The sequence below is a fragment of the Chitinibacter bivalviorum genome (genome assembly GCF_013403565.1).
Taxonomy (GTDB): domain Bacteria; phylum Pseudomonadota; class Gammaproteobacteria; order Burkholderiales; family Chitinibacteraceae; genus Chitinibacter; species Chitinibacter bivalviorum.
The window spans coordinates 2,511,466-2,529,320 of sequence record NZ_CP058627.1 but is presented as its reverse complement, the minus strand read 5'-3'; the positions used below and the strand labels follow the sequence as shown (position 1 = coordinate 2,529,320).

Sequence of the window (17,855 nt, the reverse complement as noted above, 5' to 3'; positions counted from 1 at the left end):
TCAAAATGTTACTGGCTGGGCGTGAGTCTTGCTTGTGTCGGGTGGATGGGTGGCAAGAGCCTAGGGGGCGCGCGGCTTTGCGCTGGCATGGCGCTCAAATGAACGTTTAATTATGGGAGTGTTAGCTGTTGCTAATAAGTTGCAGACTGGTGGGCGGTATCGGCCGCTAGACCAGTCTGCATCAGGGTTTTTGCTTAGAGCCCGCCGTACGAGTGCAGGCCTGATAGGAACATATTGACGCCAATAAAAGCAAAGCTAGTCACTAATAAGCCAATAATCGCCCACCAAGCGAGCACATCGCCGCGCCAGCCTTTGATCATCCGAACATGCAGCCAAGCTGCGTAGTTGAGCCACACAATTAGCGCCCAAGTCTCTTTCGGATCCCAGCTCCAGTAGCCGCCCCAAGCATCTGCGGCCCACATCGCGCCGAGTACCGTCGCAATAGTAAAAAATAGAAAGCCCACGGCAATGGCTTTGTACATGACTTCGCCCAAGGTGTCGTAGCTTGGCAGGCGGCTGGTCAGCCAGCCTTTCGAAACGACCACTTGCGCTACGCCCAGCATGGCAGAGAGTGCAAAAGCGCCATAGCCAACAAAATTGGCCGGCACATGTATTTTCATCCACCACGATTGCAAAGCAGGAATCAGCGGCTGGATCTCGTGAGCTTGCCGATCAAATGAATACCAGACGATAAATACCACCGCGGCACAGATGACGGGTAAAACAAACGCCCCCATCGCTTTGGCGGCAAATTTGCTTTCGTAATACAGATACATCAACGCCGTCATCAAGCAAAAGAGAATAAATACTTCATACAGATTAGAGACGGGGATATGGCCGATATCAGCCCCGATGAGGTAGCTTTCATACCACCGTACAAGCTTGGAGATCATCGCCGCCGCGGCGGCCGCCCAAGTCAAGCCACTGGCGATGCCCAGTGCAGTGTGTGAGCGTTTCCACATGCCGATCCAGTACATGAACATAGCAAGGAAAAAGAGCACGCACATCCACATCACACTCGATTGGCTGGCTAACACGTATTTCAGCCAGAACGCGCTCTGCCCGCGCGCCAGATCGCCCTGATAGATTCCGATTGCGGCCAGCGCAAAGAGTCCGCACACCGGGAAAAACCAGCGGAGCGGCGACCAAAACCAGCCTAGCCAGATCAGACCTGCGACTGACCCGAGCAAGATGCCTTGTTCGTAATAATCAAGAAAATGGCCGTAGAGATGCCATGTCATTGCGCCCGTCAAAATAATCAAGGCGGCAAAGACAAAGTCAGGCCAGCGTCGCGCTTGCAAAGTGGAGATCATGACAAATTACTCTTGGTTAATGCATTGCTATGCAGGGTGAATTCTTGCTCTAGCTCCGCGGACTTGCGGTTGCTGCTCATGGCAATCAGTGTGCCTTCAGGGCTGATGCGGATCCACAGGCGATTTTCGCGAATATAAAACATGCAGAAAACCCCCATGATCAGCAATAGCGAGCCGAGATAGACCACATTTTTGCCTGGTGAGCGTGTGAGTTGAAAGCCGCTGGCTTTGACTTCATCAAAACCATTGAGTTGCAATAAGGTCGGTGCGCCATAGTCAAAGAGCTGACTGGTGGCCACCAGACTGTCCATCAGGAAGCGATATTGCTGCTCGCTCACGGCAATGGGCGCTTGACCAATTTTGCCTTGGGCGACATCCATGGCGTCAATCATCGCGCCTTGCAGAACTTTCAAGTAAGTTTGCGCCACGGCTTGGCGCTTGTCTTCGGGGACTTTCTCTGCGAGGAATTGATCAATCGCAGGCAGGCCGCCATTGGCAAATTGCGTCAGTACGCCCAAGGTAACATCGGCAAATTGCGCTTGGCTTTCGCTGGAAACACCACCGCCTTGTTGGGCTTTGGCTGCGGTGCGACGGGCAATTTCACCTTGCAATTGAGGATCAAGCAGCGTGCTACGCAGGCGCATGAAAGTATCGATTTTATAATCTTTATCCAGGGGTATACGGACAAAACTAAAAGGTGCAGAGACCTCTCTGCGCATACCTGTCATAAAATAGCTGGCGCCATTTTCAGTGAAGGGAGCCATGTAGTTTTGGTACTCAACGGCCTGCCCAGTATCGTCACGCAGTTTGAATTGAATCATTGGCCCAAGATTGCGCAGATTGTGTTCGCTTTTCACTGCTTGCGCGCTGGCCATGGCTTCTTGAAGCTTATTGACCGCGACTGCAGAGGTGTCGCCTTGAACCTTGCCCAGATTCTCAATGTTGAATGGGCGTAAATCACCGACTTCAAGTTGGTATTTGTTCGCACCCAATTGCAAGGCTTGTGTCGTTTGCGAGCGTGTTTGCAGGGATTGAGTTTTCCCTGTTTTCAAATCCCATTGCACAAAATCAAGCCCAGAGCCACCATCGCCAAAGCTGGCTTGGTAAATGGCGACGCCGTCGACGATGAGCGGGTGATTGACTTTGACGGTGCCGCTTTGGATGAGCTTGCCTGTATGTAGATCAAGCACATCAATGTCGCTGGCAAATAGTTTCGGCATACCAGTTGAGTAATGCTCGATATGGAACTGCTTGAGCTTGATCACAAAGGGGAGCTCTTGCACAAAGTAGCCATTGCCAGCGTTCAAGAAGACGACAGAGGCCGAATTGCCTTCGCTCAAGGTGACATTGCCGCGGAATGAGAGATTATTGCTCTGCAAGCGGCTGCTCGGTGGGATCTGGCTTTGTGGGATGTCGCGTGTTTCCGGCGTTTTTTGTCCGGTCAGCTCGAGCAGTTTAAGCGGCAGATTGCCGTCCATTAATCCGCCAATACAGATCACCACAATCGCTGCATGGGCAAAAAGGTAGCCCAGCTTTTGCCAGCTGCCTTTTTTGGCTGCGATCAGTGTCGCTTCGCCATCTGGACGAATCTTATAGCGATAACCATGCTGTTTGAGGTGTTGCTCAACCATCCCTTGTTCAATCGGTGTGACTGATTCGGCGTGATGTCCCATCAGGCGCAGTGAATTGACGCTGGCTTTTTCTCGATAGCCTTTGATGTCTCTGAGAATGCCGGGGAAGTGCCGCCAAATACACAAGCTGGTTGAGAGCACCAGAAAGGCCAGAATCACCAAGAACCAAGCGGAATGGTAAACATCAAATAGGCCGATGGGTTCAAAGATGCTAAACCAGAAGTCGCCAAACTCGACGCGATAATTGACGTAGGGCTCATTCTGTTTGAGGACGGTGCCAATAATGGAAGCAATTGCCAAGATGGTGAGCAAGCTAATGGCAAAGCGCATGGACGACAATAAATCGAACAGGGCGCGCGAAAACGAGGTGTGGCGAGTATTTTGGGTCATAAATTAAAAAAGGGGCTCAGGTGCATTGACCTTGACCCCTCTTGGTGTGTTGCTGGAGCAAACAGTTCCAGTAACTAGATTATTAAAACAAATTAATGCAGCGACTGAATGTATTCAGCAACGGCTTTGATTTCATTGTCTGAGAGCTTGCCTGCGATTTCCATCATTGGCTGATTGTTTGCACGCTCACCATTACGGAAGGCGGTTAACTGAGCGACGGTGTACGCCCCGTGCTGGCTAGACAAACGCGGGTACTGGCCTGGGATGCCCGCGCCCGCAGGGCCGTGGCAGGCCATACAGGCGGGAACATTCTTGCTCGCTACGCCGGCGCGATAGATTTTCTTGCCCGCTTCGATCAACTCTTTGTTTGACGCACCACGGTCTTTAGGTTTTTGCTGGCTGAAATAGGCCGCAACGTTGGCCATATCTTCATTCGATAATGGCGTGGCCATACCGAGCATCACAGGGTTTTTACGTTTCTGTGCTTTGAATTCGGTCAATTGTTTGACGATATATTCTGGATGTTGGCCGGCTAAGCTAGGATTTGCGCTGACTACGCTATTGCCATCGGCGCCATGACAGGCCGCGCAGACTTGGTCGACAATAATTTTACCCTTAGCAGGGTCAGCCTTGGCACCGGCTGCAAATGCAGCTGGCGTCATCATCAAAAGTGCTGCTAGCTTTACTGCCACAGTCATGCTGCGCATAAATCCGCTCCCGTAATTTTGCGTACGTCGGTCGTTTGTTTATGGGTTTTCACCCTAGTATGCCGACGATGGTCTATCAAATGCTGGTATTCTATAGCAAGACCCCGATACAAACCACTATGGCGCTCTCAGATGTCCCTATTTCAAGGCCTAACTTTTCTTACCACCGTTAACGATCTTAAAGCCCTTCCCGCGGAAGGCGTTGAAGTGGCTTTTGCTGGCCGCTCGAATGCCGGTAAGTCTAGTGCAATTAATACTTTAGCAAATCATACGCGTTTAGCTTATGTCTCAAAAACGCCCGGTCGTACGCAGCATATCAATTACTTTGATTTCGGCAATACGCGCCGTTTGGTTGATTTGCCAGGCTATGGTTATGCAGCAGTGCCTGAGGCAGTGCGTAAACATTGGCAAGGGCTATTGGGCAAGTATTTAGCGAACCGGGCCAACCTGATTGGTTTGGTTTTAATTATGGATAGTCGCCGTCCGCTAACCGACTTGGATCGACTGATGTTGGATTTCTTTTTGCCAACAGGCAAGCCGGTGCATTGTGTGCTGACTAAGTCAGATAAATTAAATAATCAGGAAAAAGTGCAGGCGCTACGCACCGTGAAGGATGAGTTTGCGGGTAATCCGCAAATTACGGTGCAACTTTTCTCAAGCTCTAAAAAGCAGGGTGTGAGTGAGGTGGAGAAGGTGGTTGGCGCTTGGTTTGATGATGTCTTGCAGCAAATGAATGAGATTGAACCGATGGACGGAGAATGATTCTCCTTGCGGATTGAGTCAGGACGACTATCTTTATCACTAGGTGCGCCCCTGCACCTCCCGCTTTTCCTCCCTGAGCGGGGCTCCTGAAGAGGAGCAATCTATATAGCCCCAGTCAAGCCTCTTGGACTGGGGTTTCTTTTTTTCTACGCTTTCCTCATTAGTCTTGTCTAATGCGGGGGCTCAGCATATGATTTTTCCCTTAATAAAAAACTAATTTTGATAACATCCACTTTTGTTTTGGTGTGTTATCGTTGCTGCCAGTGCTAATTATGCGGGTGAGCAGCCGAATTCGGGGGAGTCACATGTCCAATTTAGCGGGTGTTAAGGTGATGGTAATCGATGACAGTAATACCATCCGCCGTAGCGCTGAGATTTTTTTGGGGCAAGCTGGGTGCGAGGTGATTCTGGCTGAAGATGGTTTTGATGCCTTGGCAAAAATCACAGACCATAATCCGAGCGTGATATTTGTCGACGTGATGATGCCGCGCCTAGATGGTTACCAGACTTGTGCTTTGATCAAGAAAAACCCGAGATTTAAGTCGACTCCTGTTGTAATGTTGTCATCAAAAGATGGCTTGTTCGATCGCGCACGGGGTCGGATGGTGGGGTCGGATGAGTATCTGACCAAGCCATTTACGAAAGACAGTTTATTGGCGGCGGTGCGTGCACACGCTGGTGTCGTTTGAAAAATTTAAATTAATGGAAAGTAAAGCATTATGGCGATCAAAAAAATTCTGATTGTTGATGATTCTCCGACCGAGCGTCATTTTTTGGGTGAATTGCTCACAAAAAATGGTTTTCAAATTATGACTTTAGAGTCTGGCGAAGAAGCTGTTTTGAAGACCAAAGAGCTGATGCCTGACTTGATTTTAATGGACGTTGTTATGCCTGGAATGAATGGCTTCCAAGCGACCCGTACGATTAGTCGCGAAGAAGCGACTAAGCACATCCCAATCATCATGTGCACATCGAAAAACCAAGAAACTGATATGGTTTGGGCTAAACGTCAGGGCGCGGTTGAATACGTTGTTAAACCAGTAGATTCGCAAGAGTTGCTGAATAAAATCGCCAATCTGTAATTCAGGTGGGGTTGTAAATGGCTAAACGCATTAGTTTGCGCGAGTACCAGCAAGGGGTGATGGACCGTTTGCAAAGTGCGGCGGCAGTCGCCCAAGTTGATGCGCGGCTTGGCATCATGATTGGCACCGAGAATTGGCTGGTTGATTTGGCGGATGTCGCCGAAGTTATGCCGGTACCTGCTGTGGCGACGGTGCCGCTTGGATTTTCGTGGTTTAAGGGCGTTGCTAATATTCGCGGAAATTTGGTCAGCGTTACCGATTTGCCTGCCTTTTTTAGTCTGAATCATGCTGGATTTACATCCATGTCGCGCTTAGTCTTGCTGCAGCCAAGGCATTTGACGCACGCTGCGGTCTTGGTAAACCGAATGCTAGGTTTAAAGCACTTGGCTGATTTGACCCCTTTGCCAAAAACAGAAAACGCGGCACCTTGGTTAGGGGATGAATACATGGATTCAATTGGACAGCGTTGGAAAACATTGAATATTGCTGAGTTGGTTGTTCAACCAAGCTTTTTGCAAACGGGTATCGCATAAAAATATCGACCACAGCTCAATGTGGTTTGGGAGGTAGCAATGGGATTGATGGAAAAAATAAAAGGGCTCTTTTCGGGTAGCGATCAGGCTGGTAAAGCTGCGCCAAACAAAAAGTCATTTGATCCAGCTAGAACCACATGGATTCTAGATAAAATTCGCCTCCCAGAGGGGAGTGACGGTCAGGCTGCAAAACCATTGCCATTGATTGGGCATTTTCCTGCGCGTCAGCAAATGGCAATTTTGTTGGTGGCGATGATCGCGAGTTTGGTTTTATTTGCTTTGCTAGCCTTCTTATCCTTCCGCGCTGCTGAGCAAAATGCTCGCCATCAGGCCATTGCGACCGAAATGCAGATGCTTTCGCAGCGTATTGCACGTGCTTCCAATCAGGCGGTGCAAGGTAATTCCGAAGCCTTCAAAACACTGGAAGAAGCCTACAATAAATTTGATTTCAGCTTGAACGAGCTGACGGGTGATCAGTCTTCCTGGAGCTTGTTTCAAGTTTCAGGTTCAAAAGAACTGACTAAAATTAATGATACTTGGAATGCCTCTTATCGTCCGAATCCAAGTCGTCCAACCGTTGATACAATCTTAAAACAAAAACCACAGCTGATTACGATTGGTAAAAGCGTCGATGGTATCAATGCCAATGATGCCAAATTGCTAGAACAAACCCAGCAATTAACATCCCTGCTTGCTGAATCGGGTGCGAATGCGCGCGAATTGGATTATGCAAATCAGCTTTCAATGCTGTCACAGCGGATGTCGAAGAATGCCAATGCAATGTTGGCATCGGAATTGATTAACCCCGAAGTTGTATTCTTGTTGGGTAAAGACGTTTCAACCTTCCATGAGATTGTGAAAGGCTTTTCTGAAGGTAGTTCGGAGTTGCAATTGCGAGCTGTGGAAACATCGGCTCTGGCAGAGAAGCTTGAACAGATCAATGTGCTGTTTAAGGACTTTGAGGTGGTTGTTGCTTCGTTCTCAAAAAACATGCAGCCATTGGTAAATACTCGATTGGCCAATCAGGCGATTGTTCGTGATTCAGATAAATTGTTGGCGGACTCTGCTGAGTTGGCTGGTGAATACCAAAACACGGTTGGCGGTTTTGTTATTGGTATTTTGGAATTTATCTTGATCGTAGCATCTCTCGCGGCCCTACTTTTGCTGGTGCGTGTCTTTAACCAAGAGTCGGTAAAACGTCGCTTGGCCTCTGAGGCTGAAAACCGTAAAAACCAAGACGCTATTTTGCGCTTACTGAATGAAATGGGCGACCTTGCTGATGGTGACTTGACGATTCGAGCTTCGGTAACTGAAGACTTGACAGGGGCGATTGCTGACTCTATTAACTTCACGATTGAAGAGTTGCGCTCGCTGATTACGGGTATTAACCGCGCAACGGATCAGGTAAATTCTGCAACCGCAGAAGCTCAAGGTATTTCGGATCAATTGCTCGTGGCAGCGCAACGCCAATCTGAAGAGATTGAGACAACAAATATTACGGTTGAGCAAATCGTATATTCTATTCAAGGTGTATCAAGCACCGCAGCTGAATCCGCGCAGGTAGCCCAGACATCACTGGCCGCTGCGGAGCAAGGCGCTGAAGCGGTAAATAACCAGATTAAAGGTATGGGCGAGATTCGGGAGCAGATTCAAGAAACTGCGAAGCGAATTAAACGACTCGGTGAATCATCACAAGAGATTGGCGAGATCGTAGAGTTGATTTCTGACATTACTGAGCAGACGAACGTTTTGGCTCTGAATGCTGCGATTCAAGCTGCGGCCGCTGGTGAAGCTGGTCGAGGTTTCTCGGTCGTTGCTGAAGAGGTGCAGCGACTTGCAGAACGTTCTGGTGAAGCAACGAAACAAATCGGTGCGATTGTAAAAACGATTCAGGCTGATACGCATGATGCGGTAGCTGCGATGGAGCTCTCTACGCAGGGTGTAGTTGAAGGGGCGAAATTGTCTGATGCTGCTGGTACTGCTCTGTCTGAGATCGGTAAAGTATCTCGTGAACTGGCTCGTTTAAATGAGTCGATCGCGAAGGAAACTGAAGGTCAAACTGCTTTGGCCAGTAAGGTGGCCAGTACAATGCGTGACATTTTGGCAATTACCGAGCAAACCACTCAAGGTACTAAGCAATCTGCGGCCGCTGTGGGCGAGTTGACTGGACTGGCTGCCGAACTGAAATCTTCCGTTTCCGGCTTTAAGCTGTCTTAATTTTTCTATCCTGAGAGTTGGGCGCTCTGCCCAACTCTTCTTTCATGGGATTCTGCCATGAGCATGCACACTGAATTCGATAAGGGCTCTTTGCTTTGGGTTAATGCTGAAATTAACAGCTCCCTTGCAAAGGCAAATGAAGCGTTGGCAGCCTATTTGCAATCTACGGATGCTGCAAATTTAAAGCATGCCGCTAATTTCTTGCATCAAGCATTTGGCGCTCTTGATTTGGTCGAATTGACCGGCGTTGCTCGTTTCTGCGAAGAGGTCGAACAAGTCATTTTTGCGCTTGAACGAGGAGACGTAGACTCTTCATGTACATCCACTGTTCAGCAGGCATTAGCGGAGGTCAGTCAGTACTTAGACCGCTTAATGGCTGGTATGCCCAATGTACCTCTGAGTTTGCTTCCTACCTTCCGCTTGTTGGCGCAGGCTAGAAATGCAAATGCATCAGGTGCCGAATTATTTTATCCACAGCTCATACTTGATTTGCCACAAGGCTTGCCAAGTCAGCCGCTAAGCGGTTCAGAATTGGTGAAATTGATTCGGCAGCAACGCACTCGATATGAGAGCGGCTTATTGCGCTGGCTCAAAGGGCAGAATGAAGTAGCAACTGTGATGGCTGCTGCACTCGCTGATTTAGCGAAAGCTCAGAGCTCAAGCATTCCTCGCACCTTTTGGTGGACTGCTGCTGCGGTTGTAGATGGTTTGGGTAGCAATCGAGCGACATTAGACCTTGAAGCAAGTCAGCTGTTGCTGCGCTTAAATTTGCAAATTCGTCGTTTGGCTGATGGCTCCAATAAAGTTGCTGAACGCTTATTCCGCGACATGTTGTATATCTTGGCTCAAATGGAGTCGGAAAGTGCCTTAGCCAAAGGCTTGGCGGCTCAATTTGAGCTGGATGATTTGCTGCCAAAGACACAAGACATTATTTCTCCTGAAGCTCAGTTAGAGCAGCAATTGGCACGAAGTTTGCGCGATGAGTTGATGCAGACTAAAGAGCTCTGGTCTCGTGTGGCCAGCGGTAGCGCCGAGAAGCTCAATGCGGTTCGTCAGAACTTACAACAATTGGCGAGTAAATCAGCGTCACTCAATATTGTTGGCTTGGATCAGTTATGGGAAGGGCTTTTATTAGGAGCCAATTCGGATAGCGCTAGTGATGAACTCGCGCTTGAAATGGCGACAGGCTTACTGCTGGCCGAAAATGCCTTAGTTATCTACCCAAGCCAATCCGAAGACTACCCAAGCCAAGTTCAGGCCTTATTGGCTCGCTTGAAAGATCCAAGTGCGACTCTGGATTTGCCTCAATTAGACGAAGTAAGTCGTGAGGCCCAAGAGCGTTTGCTGCTCGGTCAATTGTCGAATGAAATTCGCAGCAATTTAGCCAATATCGAAGAAATATTGGATGCTTTTTTCCGCGATCCAAATCAACGTGCCGCGCTGACGCAAATTGAGCCGATGCTGCATCAGGTGCAAGGTGCATTAATGATGTTGGAGCGGCCAATTGCAGTTGAATTGTGCCAAGAGTGTTTGTTGCGCATTACCGAATACGTCGACTCAGAGCATATCCCTGAGCAAAGTAAGCTCGAAGAGCTGGCTGAAGCATTGTCGGGTTTGGGTTTTTACGCCAATGATATGGCCCAAGAGCGCGATGATCAGTCTCAGTTGATGGGACTTTTGCAGCGCCTGACAGGACGGACGCACATCCCTGCACCTGCTTTAGAGGAGGTGCATGAAGTGCCAATGGCTGCATTGGAGGTTGAACCTGATGCGACTGGCGCAGTAGAAGCACCGAAATTAGTAGAAACGACTGAAAACAAACCGCTACCAGTATCAGAAGCGGCAATGGATGCTGAATTGTTGGAAGTTTTTCTCGAAGAAGCGGTTGAAGTCCTTGCTGCTATTGATGAGAACGTTCAGTTATTAGAGCAAGATCCTCAGCATCGCGAGGCAGTTACAACAATTCGCCGCAGCTTCCATACCTTAAAAGGTAGCGGACGGATGGTGGGGCTCTTCCAGTTGGGTGAGGTTGCTTGGGCCATTGAGCAGGTCATGAATAAGTGGCTTCAGCTTGAAAAACCAGTTTCAACGCGCCTATTGAATTTGTTGCAACATACGCATACGGCATTTGTTGTGTGGGTGAAGCAGTTGCAGGAGAGTGGCCAAGTAGCGGTCGAAGCAAGCGCCATCGAGACTGAAGCCGCCGCGTTAAGAGCTGATGCAGAAGCGCCTGAAGAACCGAGCGCTGAAGTGCAAATTTCGGTCGCAGAGGACAATTTATCTAGCGAGCAAGAAGATTTGCAGATTGGATCGGTGAGTGTTTCACCTGTTCTTTTCGGTATTTTCTGTGAGGAAGCACAAAAGCATCTTCAGGCCTTACAACATGGTGTTGCCGTTCTGGCAGAGAAAAAACACGTCGAACCTCAATTTATTTTGGCTGCACATACATTAGGTGGTATCGCATCTACTGCAGGTTTTATCCCGCAGGGAGAAGTTGCGTATGCCGTTGAGCATGGTTTGCAGCTATTAGGAGATCAGGCAAGTGATGAGCTAGCCTTGTTTGCCGATGCAGTTGATCACTTAGAGCAAATGCTCAATAAAATTCTACAGCAACAAGAACCGGCTAGTGCTCCTGAGTTGTTATCCAAGTTTGCTTTGCTACAGCCAGTAGATGCTGAATTAAATCTCAGTAGTGATCCAACTGGCTTTGATGCCGAGGTAACTCCAGTATCGATTGATACCGAACTTCCGCCATTATTCGAAACGGGGCTCGATTTACCAGAAGAACTTGATGAGCAGGATCAACAAGATTTGTTGTCGCTTGACCTGCCAAATCTAGATTTAGATTTGCCCATGTCACCTGAGCTCGACGGAGAAGAGCAAAAAGTCACAGAGTTTGTTCCGCCTGTGGTGCTCGACACTGAAGAGCAAGAAATTAAGCTGGACTTGGATCTAGCACTTGAATCACCATTGAAAGCAGAAGCAGAAGCAGAAGCAGAAGCAGAAGCAGAAGCAGAAGCAGAAGCAGAAGCAGAAGCAGAAGCAGAAGCAGAAGCAGAAGCAGAAGCAGAAGCAGAAGCAGAAGCAGAAGCAGAAGCAGAAGCAGAAGCAGAAGCAGAAGCAGAAGCAGAAGCAGAAGCAGAAGCAGAAGCAGAAGCAGAAGCAGAAGCAGAAGCAGAAGCAGAAGCAGAAGCAGAAGCAGAAGCAGAAGCAGAAGCAGAAGCAGAAGCAGAAGCAGAAGCAGAAGCAGAAGCAGAAGTAGAAGCAGAAGCAGAAGCAGAAGCAGAAGCAGAAGCTATTGATCCTTTCCTGTCTAGCTTACTGGTCTCTCCTGCTCTGGAAAGTCTGAGTGACGAGCCTTCGCCAATTAGCCAGCTCCTTGCAAATGATGAGCCTAAAGGTGCTGTACATTTTGAGATTGATGCCAGCCTCAATGATGATATTGATGCTCAGTTATTACCGATTTTCATTGAAGAGTCCGAAGAGCTGCTGCCATTAATAGGTGAGGATATTCGCCTGTTGAATCAAGGCGAGGATCCTGAGGCCGTATTTAAGCGACTTAAGCGCACCCTGCATACGGTAAAAGGTAGTGCGCGAATGAGTGGTGCAATGCGAATGGGTGAAGCTGCTCACGTTATGGAGTCGCGACTCATTGAAAGTGTTGCAACCGACCCAACTGTAGCCGCCCGCTTAGAAAGTGATTATGACGCGTTACTGGCGTTTTTTGGCGAGTTGACCAAGCCAGTTGAAGCCGCACCTGAGGTTGGTGTGGCCGAGCTTGCCGTTGCCCCCGTAATGCCAAAACTATTGGCTGCGGCCGACCCTGAGAATAAGACTGTTATTCGTGTCAAATCTGAGTTGATCGATCAGTTGGTCAATCAGGCCGGTGAAGTTGCAATTTCACGTACTCGTATTGAATCTGAGATGGTTGCGCTTAAATCATCATTGGTCGATTTGACGGAAAACGTGGCGCGTCTGCGCACGCAATTGCGAGAGCTGGAAATCCAGGCTGAGTCGCAAATGCAGGCGCGTGAAAAAGAAGTGCAGGACATGCACCGCGAGTTTGATCCGCTGGAGTTCGACCGCTTTAGTCGATTGCAGGAAGTGACTCGCTTTATGGCCGAGTCAGTTAATGACGTGGCAACGGTTCAGCAGCATCTTTTGAATAATCTGGATGAGTCATCTGCGGCCTTGTTGGCTCAGTCTCGAATGACTAAAGAGTTGCAACAAAGCCTAATGCGTGTGCGCATGGTGCCGTTTTCGAGTGTGTCTGAGCGTTTATATCGTTTAACCCGCCAAGCAGGTAAAGAGGTCGGCAAAAAGGTCAACTTGGAAGTTAAAGGTGGCCGTGTCGAAATCGATCGTGGTGTACTCGATAAAATGATCTCGCCGTTCGAGCATATGCTGCGCAACGCGATCGACCATGGTTTGGAACACAGTAACGAGCGCCAATCGCACGGCAAGTCAGAGTTTGGTGAGATTCAAATTGAAGTTCGCCAAGAAGGTAATGAACTTGTCCTGCTGCTCAAAGATGATGGTCGTGGACTTGATGTAACACGCATTCGACAGAAAGCCATCGAGAAAGGCCTGATTACTGCCGATCAGGTTATTTCCGAAGGCGATGTGTGCCAATTGATTTTTGAACCCGGATTCTCAACTGCCTCTACGGTGACCCAATTGTCTGGTCGCGGTATTGGTATGGATGTGGTCAAAACCGAAGTCAGTAATCTGGGCGGTAAGATTGATGTTTCTACCGTTGCGGGTCAAGGAACAACCTTTACGATTCATCTGCCGTTGACTCTGGCGGTGGCGCAAGTATTACTGGTGAAGGGCGGAGATCGATTAATTGCGATCCCGTCAGTTATGGTTGAGCAGGTTCAGGAGCTTAAACAAGAAGCCTTGGCCGCACTCTATGCAAATCGCTCGCAAGAGTGGATGGGGCAACGCTACCGCTTTGCGTATTTGCCGCGTTTGCTAGGGGATTTTGAGGCTGTACCTGAACAAAAACGCTACTCCACCGTAGTGTTATTGCGCTCGGGCGCTGAACGTATTGCTTTGCATCTGGATCAATTGGTTAAAAACCAAGAGGTTGTGGTGAAGCCAATTGGCCCACAATTGGCACGTATCCCAGGTGTGGTCGGTGCTACCGTGTTGGGTACGGGTGAAATCGTACTGATTATGAATCCATTGGCATTGCTGGCTCAATCTGGTCAGATTACCCAATCGGTTCAAAAACAGGAAGTGACGCCGGCACAAACCTCGCAACCCACCATGCCTGAGCAATTGGCAACGGCACCAGTGGTGATGGTCGTTGATGATTCCTTAACCGTACGCAAGATTACTGGTCGTCTATTAGCGCGTGAAGGGTTCCAAGTCGTCACTGCTAAAGATGGTGTGGATGCATTGCAGCAATTGCACGACGTGAAACCTGCGGTAATGTTGGTCGATATCGAAATGCCACGGATGGATGGTTTTGAGCTCACACGCAATGTGCGGGTGGCCGAAGATACGCGTCACATCCCGATTATTATGATTACCTCGCGTACAGCGGATAAACATAAGAAATATGCCTTCGATTTGGGGGTCAATGCCTATTTGGGCAAACCATATCAAGAGGATGAGTTATTGGGCATGATTCGACGCTTTATTGCAGAAGGTATTTAACTGCGAATCAATATGGCGTTGGAATAAAACTAAAACCCTGCTGCGTCAGGGTTTTAGTTTTTGTAGCAATAAACTAGCTATAGTTAAAACCAAACCCCAAACTGTTTAGGCTGAAATGGCTTTACCCGCTAATCTCGTTGATAAAGTTCAACAATTGATCGCTGAAGGGCAGAAATGGTTCGTGCCCGATTGTGAGCAAACGATTGCCTTGATGCGTGAGGCAATTGCTTTGGCGCAAACGGCAGGTTTAGCTGCGCAAGAAGCAAAGGCGCAGCTTCTCTTGGCACGTAGTTTCTGGGCATTGGGGAATTTGGAGCAAGGGCATACCGCGCTAGATCGAACCGAAGATCTGGCTGGGCAACTAAAGTCTGCGCGGCTCTATGCGGAGTTGGAGTGTGCACGTGGTCGACTGCATCTATCGGCGAGCGAATACGGCTTAGCGCTAAAAGCATGGACGATTAGCCTTAAAAAAGCACTGAGTGTAAAAGCGTTCGATATTTATGCCGATTGCTGCATGGGTATTGGTGATGTGTATTTCGCACATCAACAGGCTGGCGATGCGTTGCGTTGGCATGAGGTCGGCCTTGATTTTGCCCGTAAAGTAAATGATCCAGAACAATTGGCCGAAAGTTACCTGCATGTCGCGGCGGATTTGAATCTGCTGGGTGAATATCAACTGGTATTGGCCTTATCCAAGACTGGGGAATCCATTTTTCAGGCTTCCCAGCATAAAGCTTGGCTGGCTGATTGGTATAGTTATCGTGGTGAAGCATACTGGGCGCTGGCTGAATATGACTCGGCCAAGAAATGGCTGCATACCGCATGGGAGATCAATCGCAAAACCTCCTATTTATGGAGCCAATCGCTCAATTTATTAAATCTAGGCAAGGTCTACGTTGCCCTGAGTGAATATGAGCAAGCCCACGAATACCTCACGCTCGCGCTGGAGAAAATTTCTAGTTTTGGCTCGTTTACTCTGCTGCTGCGGGTGTATTCACAACTGTCAGAATTAGGCCGATTGCGCGGCGACTATAAAATGGCTTGGGAATATCGCCGTCAATACCATGAATTGGCCATTCAAAATGCGCAGCAACTGGCGAAGGATAAGCTCACCAATGCGCTTGATCGGCGAATTCGTGAGCTCGATACCCAATTGATGGTGCTGCAAACTCGACAAGAAAATCTAATGCTGCGCCAGCAAAGTAATGCCAATTCAGAATTGATGCAGACTTTGCGAAGCGCGTCTTTGCAAGACCCGCTCACCGGCGCGAGTAATCGTCGTCACCTCGATCAAGAAATGCCGATTCTCTATCAGCGGTGTGCAGAGGATGGGCGAGCGTTGTCAGTACTGATGGTCGATCTGGATCATTTCAAAAAAGTAAATGACACATTCGGGCATGCAGTGGGCGATGACGTGATTCGCTCTACTGCCATGATTTTGTTGCAATCGTGCCGCGGTGGTGATTTGGTGGCGCGCTTTGGTGGCGAGGAGTTTGTGTTGTTACTGCCGGGCGCAACGGCGGCCACCGCAGCCGAAGTCGCTGAGCGTATTCGGATGAAAGTTGCGCAGTTTGATTGGGCTCAGTTTGACCCTAATTTGCAGGCCACATGCAGTATTGGCGTTGCCGAGCTATCTGGGGAGTCTGGGGCTGATATCCTGCTGCAAAATGCAGACCATGCCTTATATCGAGCCAAGCACTTGGGTCGCAATCGCGTGGAGATCTATCAATGAGTCCAGAAGAATTTGACCAGACTCTCGCGAGCTATCGCATTCAAATGCAGGCAGAAAAAAAGCCTGAAATATTGGCTGAGTTGATCCATAGCGCACAACAGAATAATTATCCTCGGGGGCAGGCTGCCGCATTACTGGCACGGGGTGAATATCTGATTGATTTGGGCGAACGGCCCGCAGCAGCTACACGGGATTTTCGCGATGCGGGTCTCATTGCGCGGCAATTACGTGATTGGCCTTTACTGGCGCAATCGCTGCATTGGCAGGCGCAAAGCCAGTTGCTGCAGGGTGAATATATGCGGGCGCTTGATATTTGGCTGCAAGCGCTGCAAACGGCCATTGAAGCCGAGGATAGCCGTGCTTTTATTCGTGGCTACTCTGGGATTGCTCAGGTGTGTCTGGTATTTAATCAGCTTGAAATCTCTTTGGAGTATCAACGAAGAGCCTTGTCATTGGCTGAAAATGTCGATGACGTACCGTTGCGAGTCGATTGTTTGTTGGCTCTGATCGCAACCTGCTATCGCCTGCAATTGTATGGTGAAATGCAGACGTTATTAGAACGTCTGAAAGCCAAGCTGAGATTACGACCTCATTTGGAAACGCAAGCGGAGTTTCATATCTACAGTGGCTTGATTCATCTTGATCAATCTCAGCTGGATGAGGCCTTTGAGCATTTACAATTGGCTCGTGTATTGGCGCAACAGCTGGGTGGTTTATGGTGCCGATCCTACGTTGCTTTGATTTTGGGGCGCATCTTTATTCGACAAAATAAGCTGGCCGAGGCTCGACTTTCCTTGGAGTTGTGTTTATCTCTGGGGGAGAGTATTCAGGGTTTTGCGATGGGGCAGGAAGCGCACCAATTGCTGGAAACCATTTGCGCGAATGAAGGTGATTATGAAGGCGCATTAATGCATCTGGAATTTGCCCATGCGCAACAACTTAGTTTGTTTCAAAAGCAGGCCGAGCGAAAATTAACCCGTATTTTCCAGCGACCATTGCATCAGTTAGAAATTGCATTGCGTCTGGAGTTAAGTCGTATGCGCTATGGCGAGTAATGTAGCACCGCTTGTATTCCCAATTCCCGAGCAAAGCCATGAATAAGATTAAAAAAACCGAAACAGAATGGAAGTTGCAACTGAGCCACGAAGCCTTTCGTGTCACGCGCCAAGCAGGTACAGAACGCCCCTATTCGGGGGAACTATATCGGGTCACAGCGGCGGGTGATTATCATTGCGTCTGTTGCGACAGCTTATTATTTAAGTCGGGGACTAAGTTTGATGCGGGCTGTGGCTGGCCCAGTTTCTGGCAAGAGGCCGAGCCTGGCAGCATTGAGCGGCATCAGGATTTAAGTCACGGCATGGTGCGCGAAGAAGTGCGCTGCGCGCGGTGCGATGCTCATCTTGGGCATGTGTTTCCTGATGGCCCAGAGCCGACTGGTGAGCGTTATTGCATTAACTCGGTAGCACTCACCTTTGTGCCAGAATAAAGTGCGTGGTGCTGGGTATATTTATCAAGCCCTTCCTATCATCGGCTTTGATGGATATACCCATTACTCGTAATCAGGAATGCCGTGTGCACTGAGGATATAGTCAAATTGCTCAAAGTCGGTACTTTGCGCCACAAACGGCTGCAAGGCGGCGAGGCGAGATTCATCGAGCATATATGACAATTTCATCTCTGGGTCGGGCTTATCCTGCTCGGCAGCAAATAGGCTGTAGAGAAACGCCACATCGAGAGTTTCATCGAGCGGCAATGTGCCGACAAAACCACCTTCCATGCCTTTTTCCCAGACTTCCAATACACGGATGATTTTCATAATGCAGG

The 17,855-nt window shown here is 48.9% G+C and carries 13 protein-coding genes; 9 read left to right on the top strand and 4 right to left on the bottom strand.

Annotation, left to right across the window (positions count from 1 at the left end):
- Positions 1-194: 194 nt before the first annotated feature.
- From ccsB to HQ393_RS11980, 3 genes are all read right to left on the bottom strand, one after another.
- The gene (gene ccsB / locus HQ393_RS11990) at positions 195-1,313 is read right to left on the bottom strand and encodes a c-type cytochrome biogenesis protein CcsB (protein WP_179355401.1); all 1,119 of its coding nucleotides are present in this window, start codon (positions 1,311-1,313) and stop codon (positions 195-197) included.
- Positions 1,310-3,334, bottom strand: a complete 2,025-nt coding sequence (locus HQ393_RS11985; RefSeq protein WP_179355400.1) for a cytochrome c biogenesis protein ResB — start codon at positions 3,332-3,334, stop codon at positions 1,310-1,312. Before HQ393_RS11985 ends, ccsB begins: the two co-directional genes overlap by 4 nt.
- Positions 3,335-3,426: 92 nt before the next feature.
- Positions 3,427-4,041 carry a c-type cytochrome gene (locus tag HQ393_RS11980; RefSeq protein WP_179355399.1) on the bottom strand — a complete coding sequence of 205 codons (615 nt, stop codon included), beginning with the start codon at positions 4,039-4,041 and terminating at the stop codon, positions 3,427-3,429.
- A 132-nt stretch (positions 4,042-4,173) separates the two neighbouring features.
- Here HQ393_RS11980 and yihA point away from each other — a divergent pair, with 132 nt between their 5' ends.
- From yihA to msrB, 9 genes are all read left to right on the top strand, one after another.
- Positions 4,174-4,803, top strand: a complete 630-nt coding sequence (yihA, locus tag HQ393_RS11975; protein WP_179355398.1) for a ribosome biogenesis GTP-binding protein YihA/YsxC — start codon at positions 4,174-4,176, stop codon at positions 4,801-4,803.
- 305 nt (positions 4,804-5,108) lie between these two features.
- Positions 5,109-5,492 carry a twitching motility response regulator PilG gene (gene pilG / locus HQ393_RS11970; RefSeq protein ID WP_179355397.1) on the top strand — a complete coding sequence of 128 codons (384 nt, stop codon included), beginning with the start codon at positions 5,109-5,111 and terminating at the stop codon, positions 5,490-5,492.
- 30 nt (positions 5,493-5,522) lie between these two features.
- Entirely contained in the window at positions 5,523-5,885 is a 363-nt protein-coding gene (locus tag HQ393_RS11965; protein ID WP_179355396.1) for a response regulator, read from the top strand.
- Between the two features lie 17 nt (positions 5,886-5,902).
- Complete coding sequence (locus HQ393_RS11960) at positions 5,903-6,418, top strand: chemotaxis protein CheW (RefSeq protein ID WP_179355395.1); 516 nt, start codon at positions 5,903-5,905, stop codon at positions 6,416-6,418.
- A 48-nt stretch (positions 6,419-6,466) separates the two neighbouring features.
- Positions 6,467-8,635, top strand: coding sequence for a methyl-accepting chemotaxis protein (locus tag HQ393_RS11955; RefSeq protein ID WP_246307886.1), 2,169 nt, complete (start codon positions 6,467-6,469; stop codon positions 8,633-8,635).
- A gap of 57 nt (positions 8,636-8,692) precedes the next feature.
- Positions 8,693-14,299: a hybrid sensor histidine kinase/response regulator gene (locus HQ393_RS11950; RefSeq protein ID WP_179355393.1), complete on the top strand. Its 5,607-nt coding sequence runs from the start codon at positions 8,693-8,695 to the stop codon at positions 14,297-14,299.
- Positions 14,300-14,414: 115 nt separating this feature from the next.
- Positions 14,415-16,031: a tetratricopeptide repeat-containing diguanylate cyclase gene (locus tag HQ393_RS11945; protein ID WP_179355392.1), complete on the top strand. Its 1,617-nt coding sequence runs from the start codon at positions 14,415-14,417 to the stop codon at positions 16,029-16,031.
- A complete protein-coding gene (locus HQ393_RS11940; protein ID WP_179355391.1) occupies positions 16,028-17,086 on the top strand; it encodes a tetratricopeptide repeat protein in 1,059 nt (352 codons plus the stop codon). The genes HQ393_RS11945 and HQ393_RS11940 overlap by 4 nt, the downstream gene beginning before the upstream one ends.
- A 38-nt stretch (positions 17,087-17,124) precedes the next feature.
- A complete protein-coding gene (msrB, locus tag HQ393_RS11935) occupies positions 17,125-17,517 on the top strand; it encodes a peptide-methionine (R)-S-oxide reductase MsrB (protein WP_179355390.1) in 393 nt (130 codons plus the stop codon).
- Positions 17,518-17,580: 63 nt separating this feature from the next.
- On the opposite strand, the gene HQ393_RS11930 is transcribed toward msrB, so the two are convergent.
- Positions 17,581-17,847: a DUF7683 domain-containing protein gene (locus HQ393_RS11930; RefSeq protein WP_179355389.1), complete on the bottom strand. Its 267-nt coding sequence runs from the start codon at positions 17,845-17,847 to the stop codon at positions 17,581-17,583.
- Positions 17,848-17,855 lie beyond the last annotated feature (8 nt).

Coding starts and splice junctions, on each gene's coding strand:
- ccsB (WP_179355401.1), bottom strand. CDS start 1,313: ATGATCTCCACTTTGCAAGCGCGACGCTGGCCTGACTTTGTCTTTGCC.
- HQ393_RS11985 (WP_179355400.1), bottom strand. CDS start 3,334: ATGACCCAAAATACTCGCCACACCTCGTTTTCGCGCGCCCTGTTCGAT.
- HQ393_RS11980 (WP_179355399.1), bottom strand. CDS start 4,041: ATGCGCAGCATGACTGTGGCAGTAAAGCTAGCAGCACTTTTGATGATG.
- yihA (WP_179355398.1), top strand. CDS start 4,174: ATGTCCCTATTTCAAGGCCTAACTTTTCTTACCACCGTTAACGATCTT.
- pilG (WP_179355397.1), top strand. CDS start 5,109: ATGTCCAATTTAGCGGGTGTTAAGGTGATGGTAATCGATGACAGTAAT.
- HQ393_RS11965 (WP_179355396.1), top strand. CDS start 5,523: ATGGCGATCAAAAAAATTCTGATTGTTGATGATTCTCCGACCGAGCGT.
- HQ393_RS11960 (WP_179355395.1), top strand. CDS start 5,903: ATGGCTAAACGCATTAGTTTGCGCGAGTACCAGCAAGGGGTGATGGAC.
- HQ393_RS11955 (WP_246307886.1), top strand. CDS start 6,467: ATGGAAAAAATAAAAGGGCTCTTTTCGGGTAGCGATCAGGCTGGTAAA.
- HQ393_RS11950 (WP_179355393.1), top strand. CDS start 8,693: ATGAGCATGCACACTGAATTCGATAAGGGCTCTTTGCTTTGGGTTAAT.
- HQ393_RS11945 (WP_179355392.1), top strand. CDS start 14,415: ATGGCTTTACCCGCTAATCTCGTTGATAAAGTTCAACAATTGATCGCT.
- HQ393_RS11940 (WP_179355391.1), top strand. CDS start 16,028: ATGAGTCCAGAAGAATTTGACCAGACTCTCGCGAGCTATCGCATTCAA.
- msrB (WP_179355390.1), top strand. CDS start 17,125: ATGAATAAGATTAAAAAAACCGAAACAGAATGGAAGTTGCAACTGAGC.
- HQ393_RS11930 (WP_179355389.1), bottom strand. CDS start 17,847: ATGAAAATCATCCGTGTATTGGAAGTCTGGGAAAAAGGCATGGAAGGT.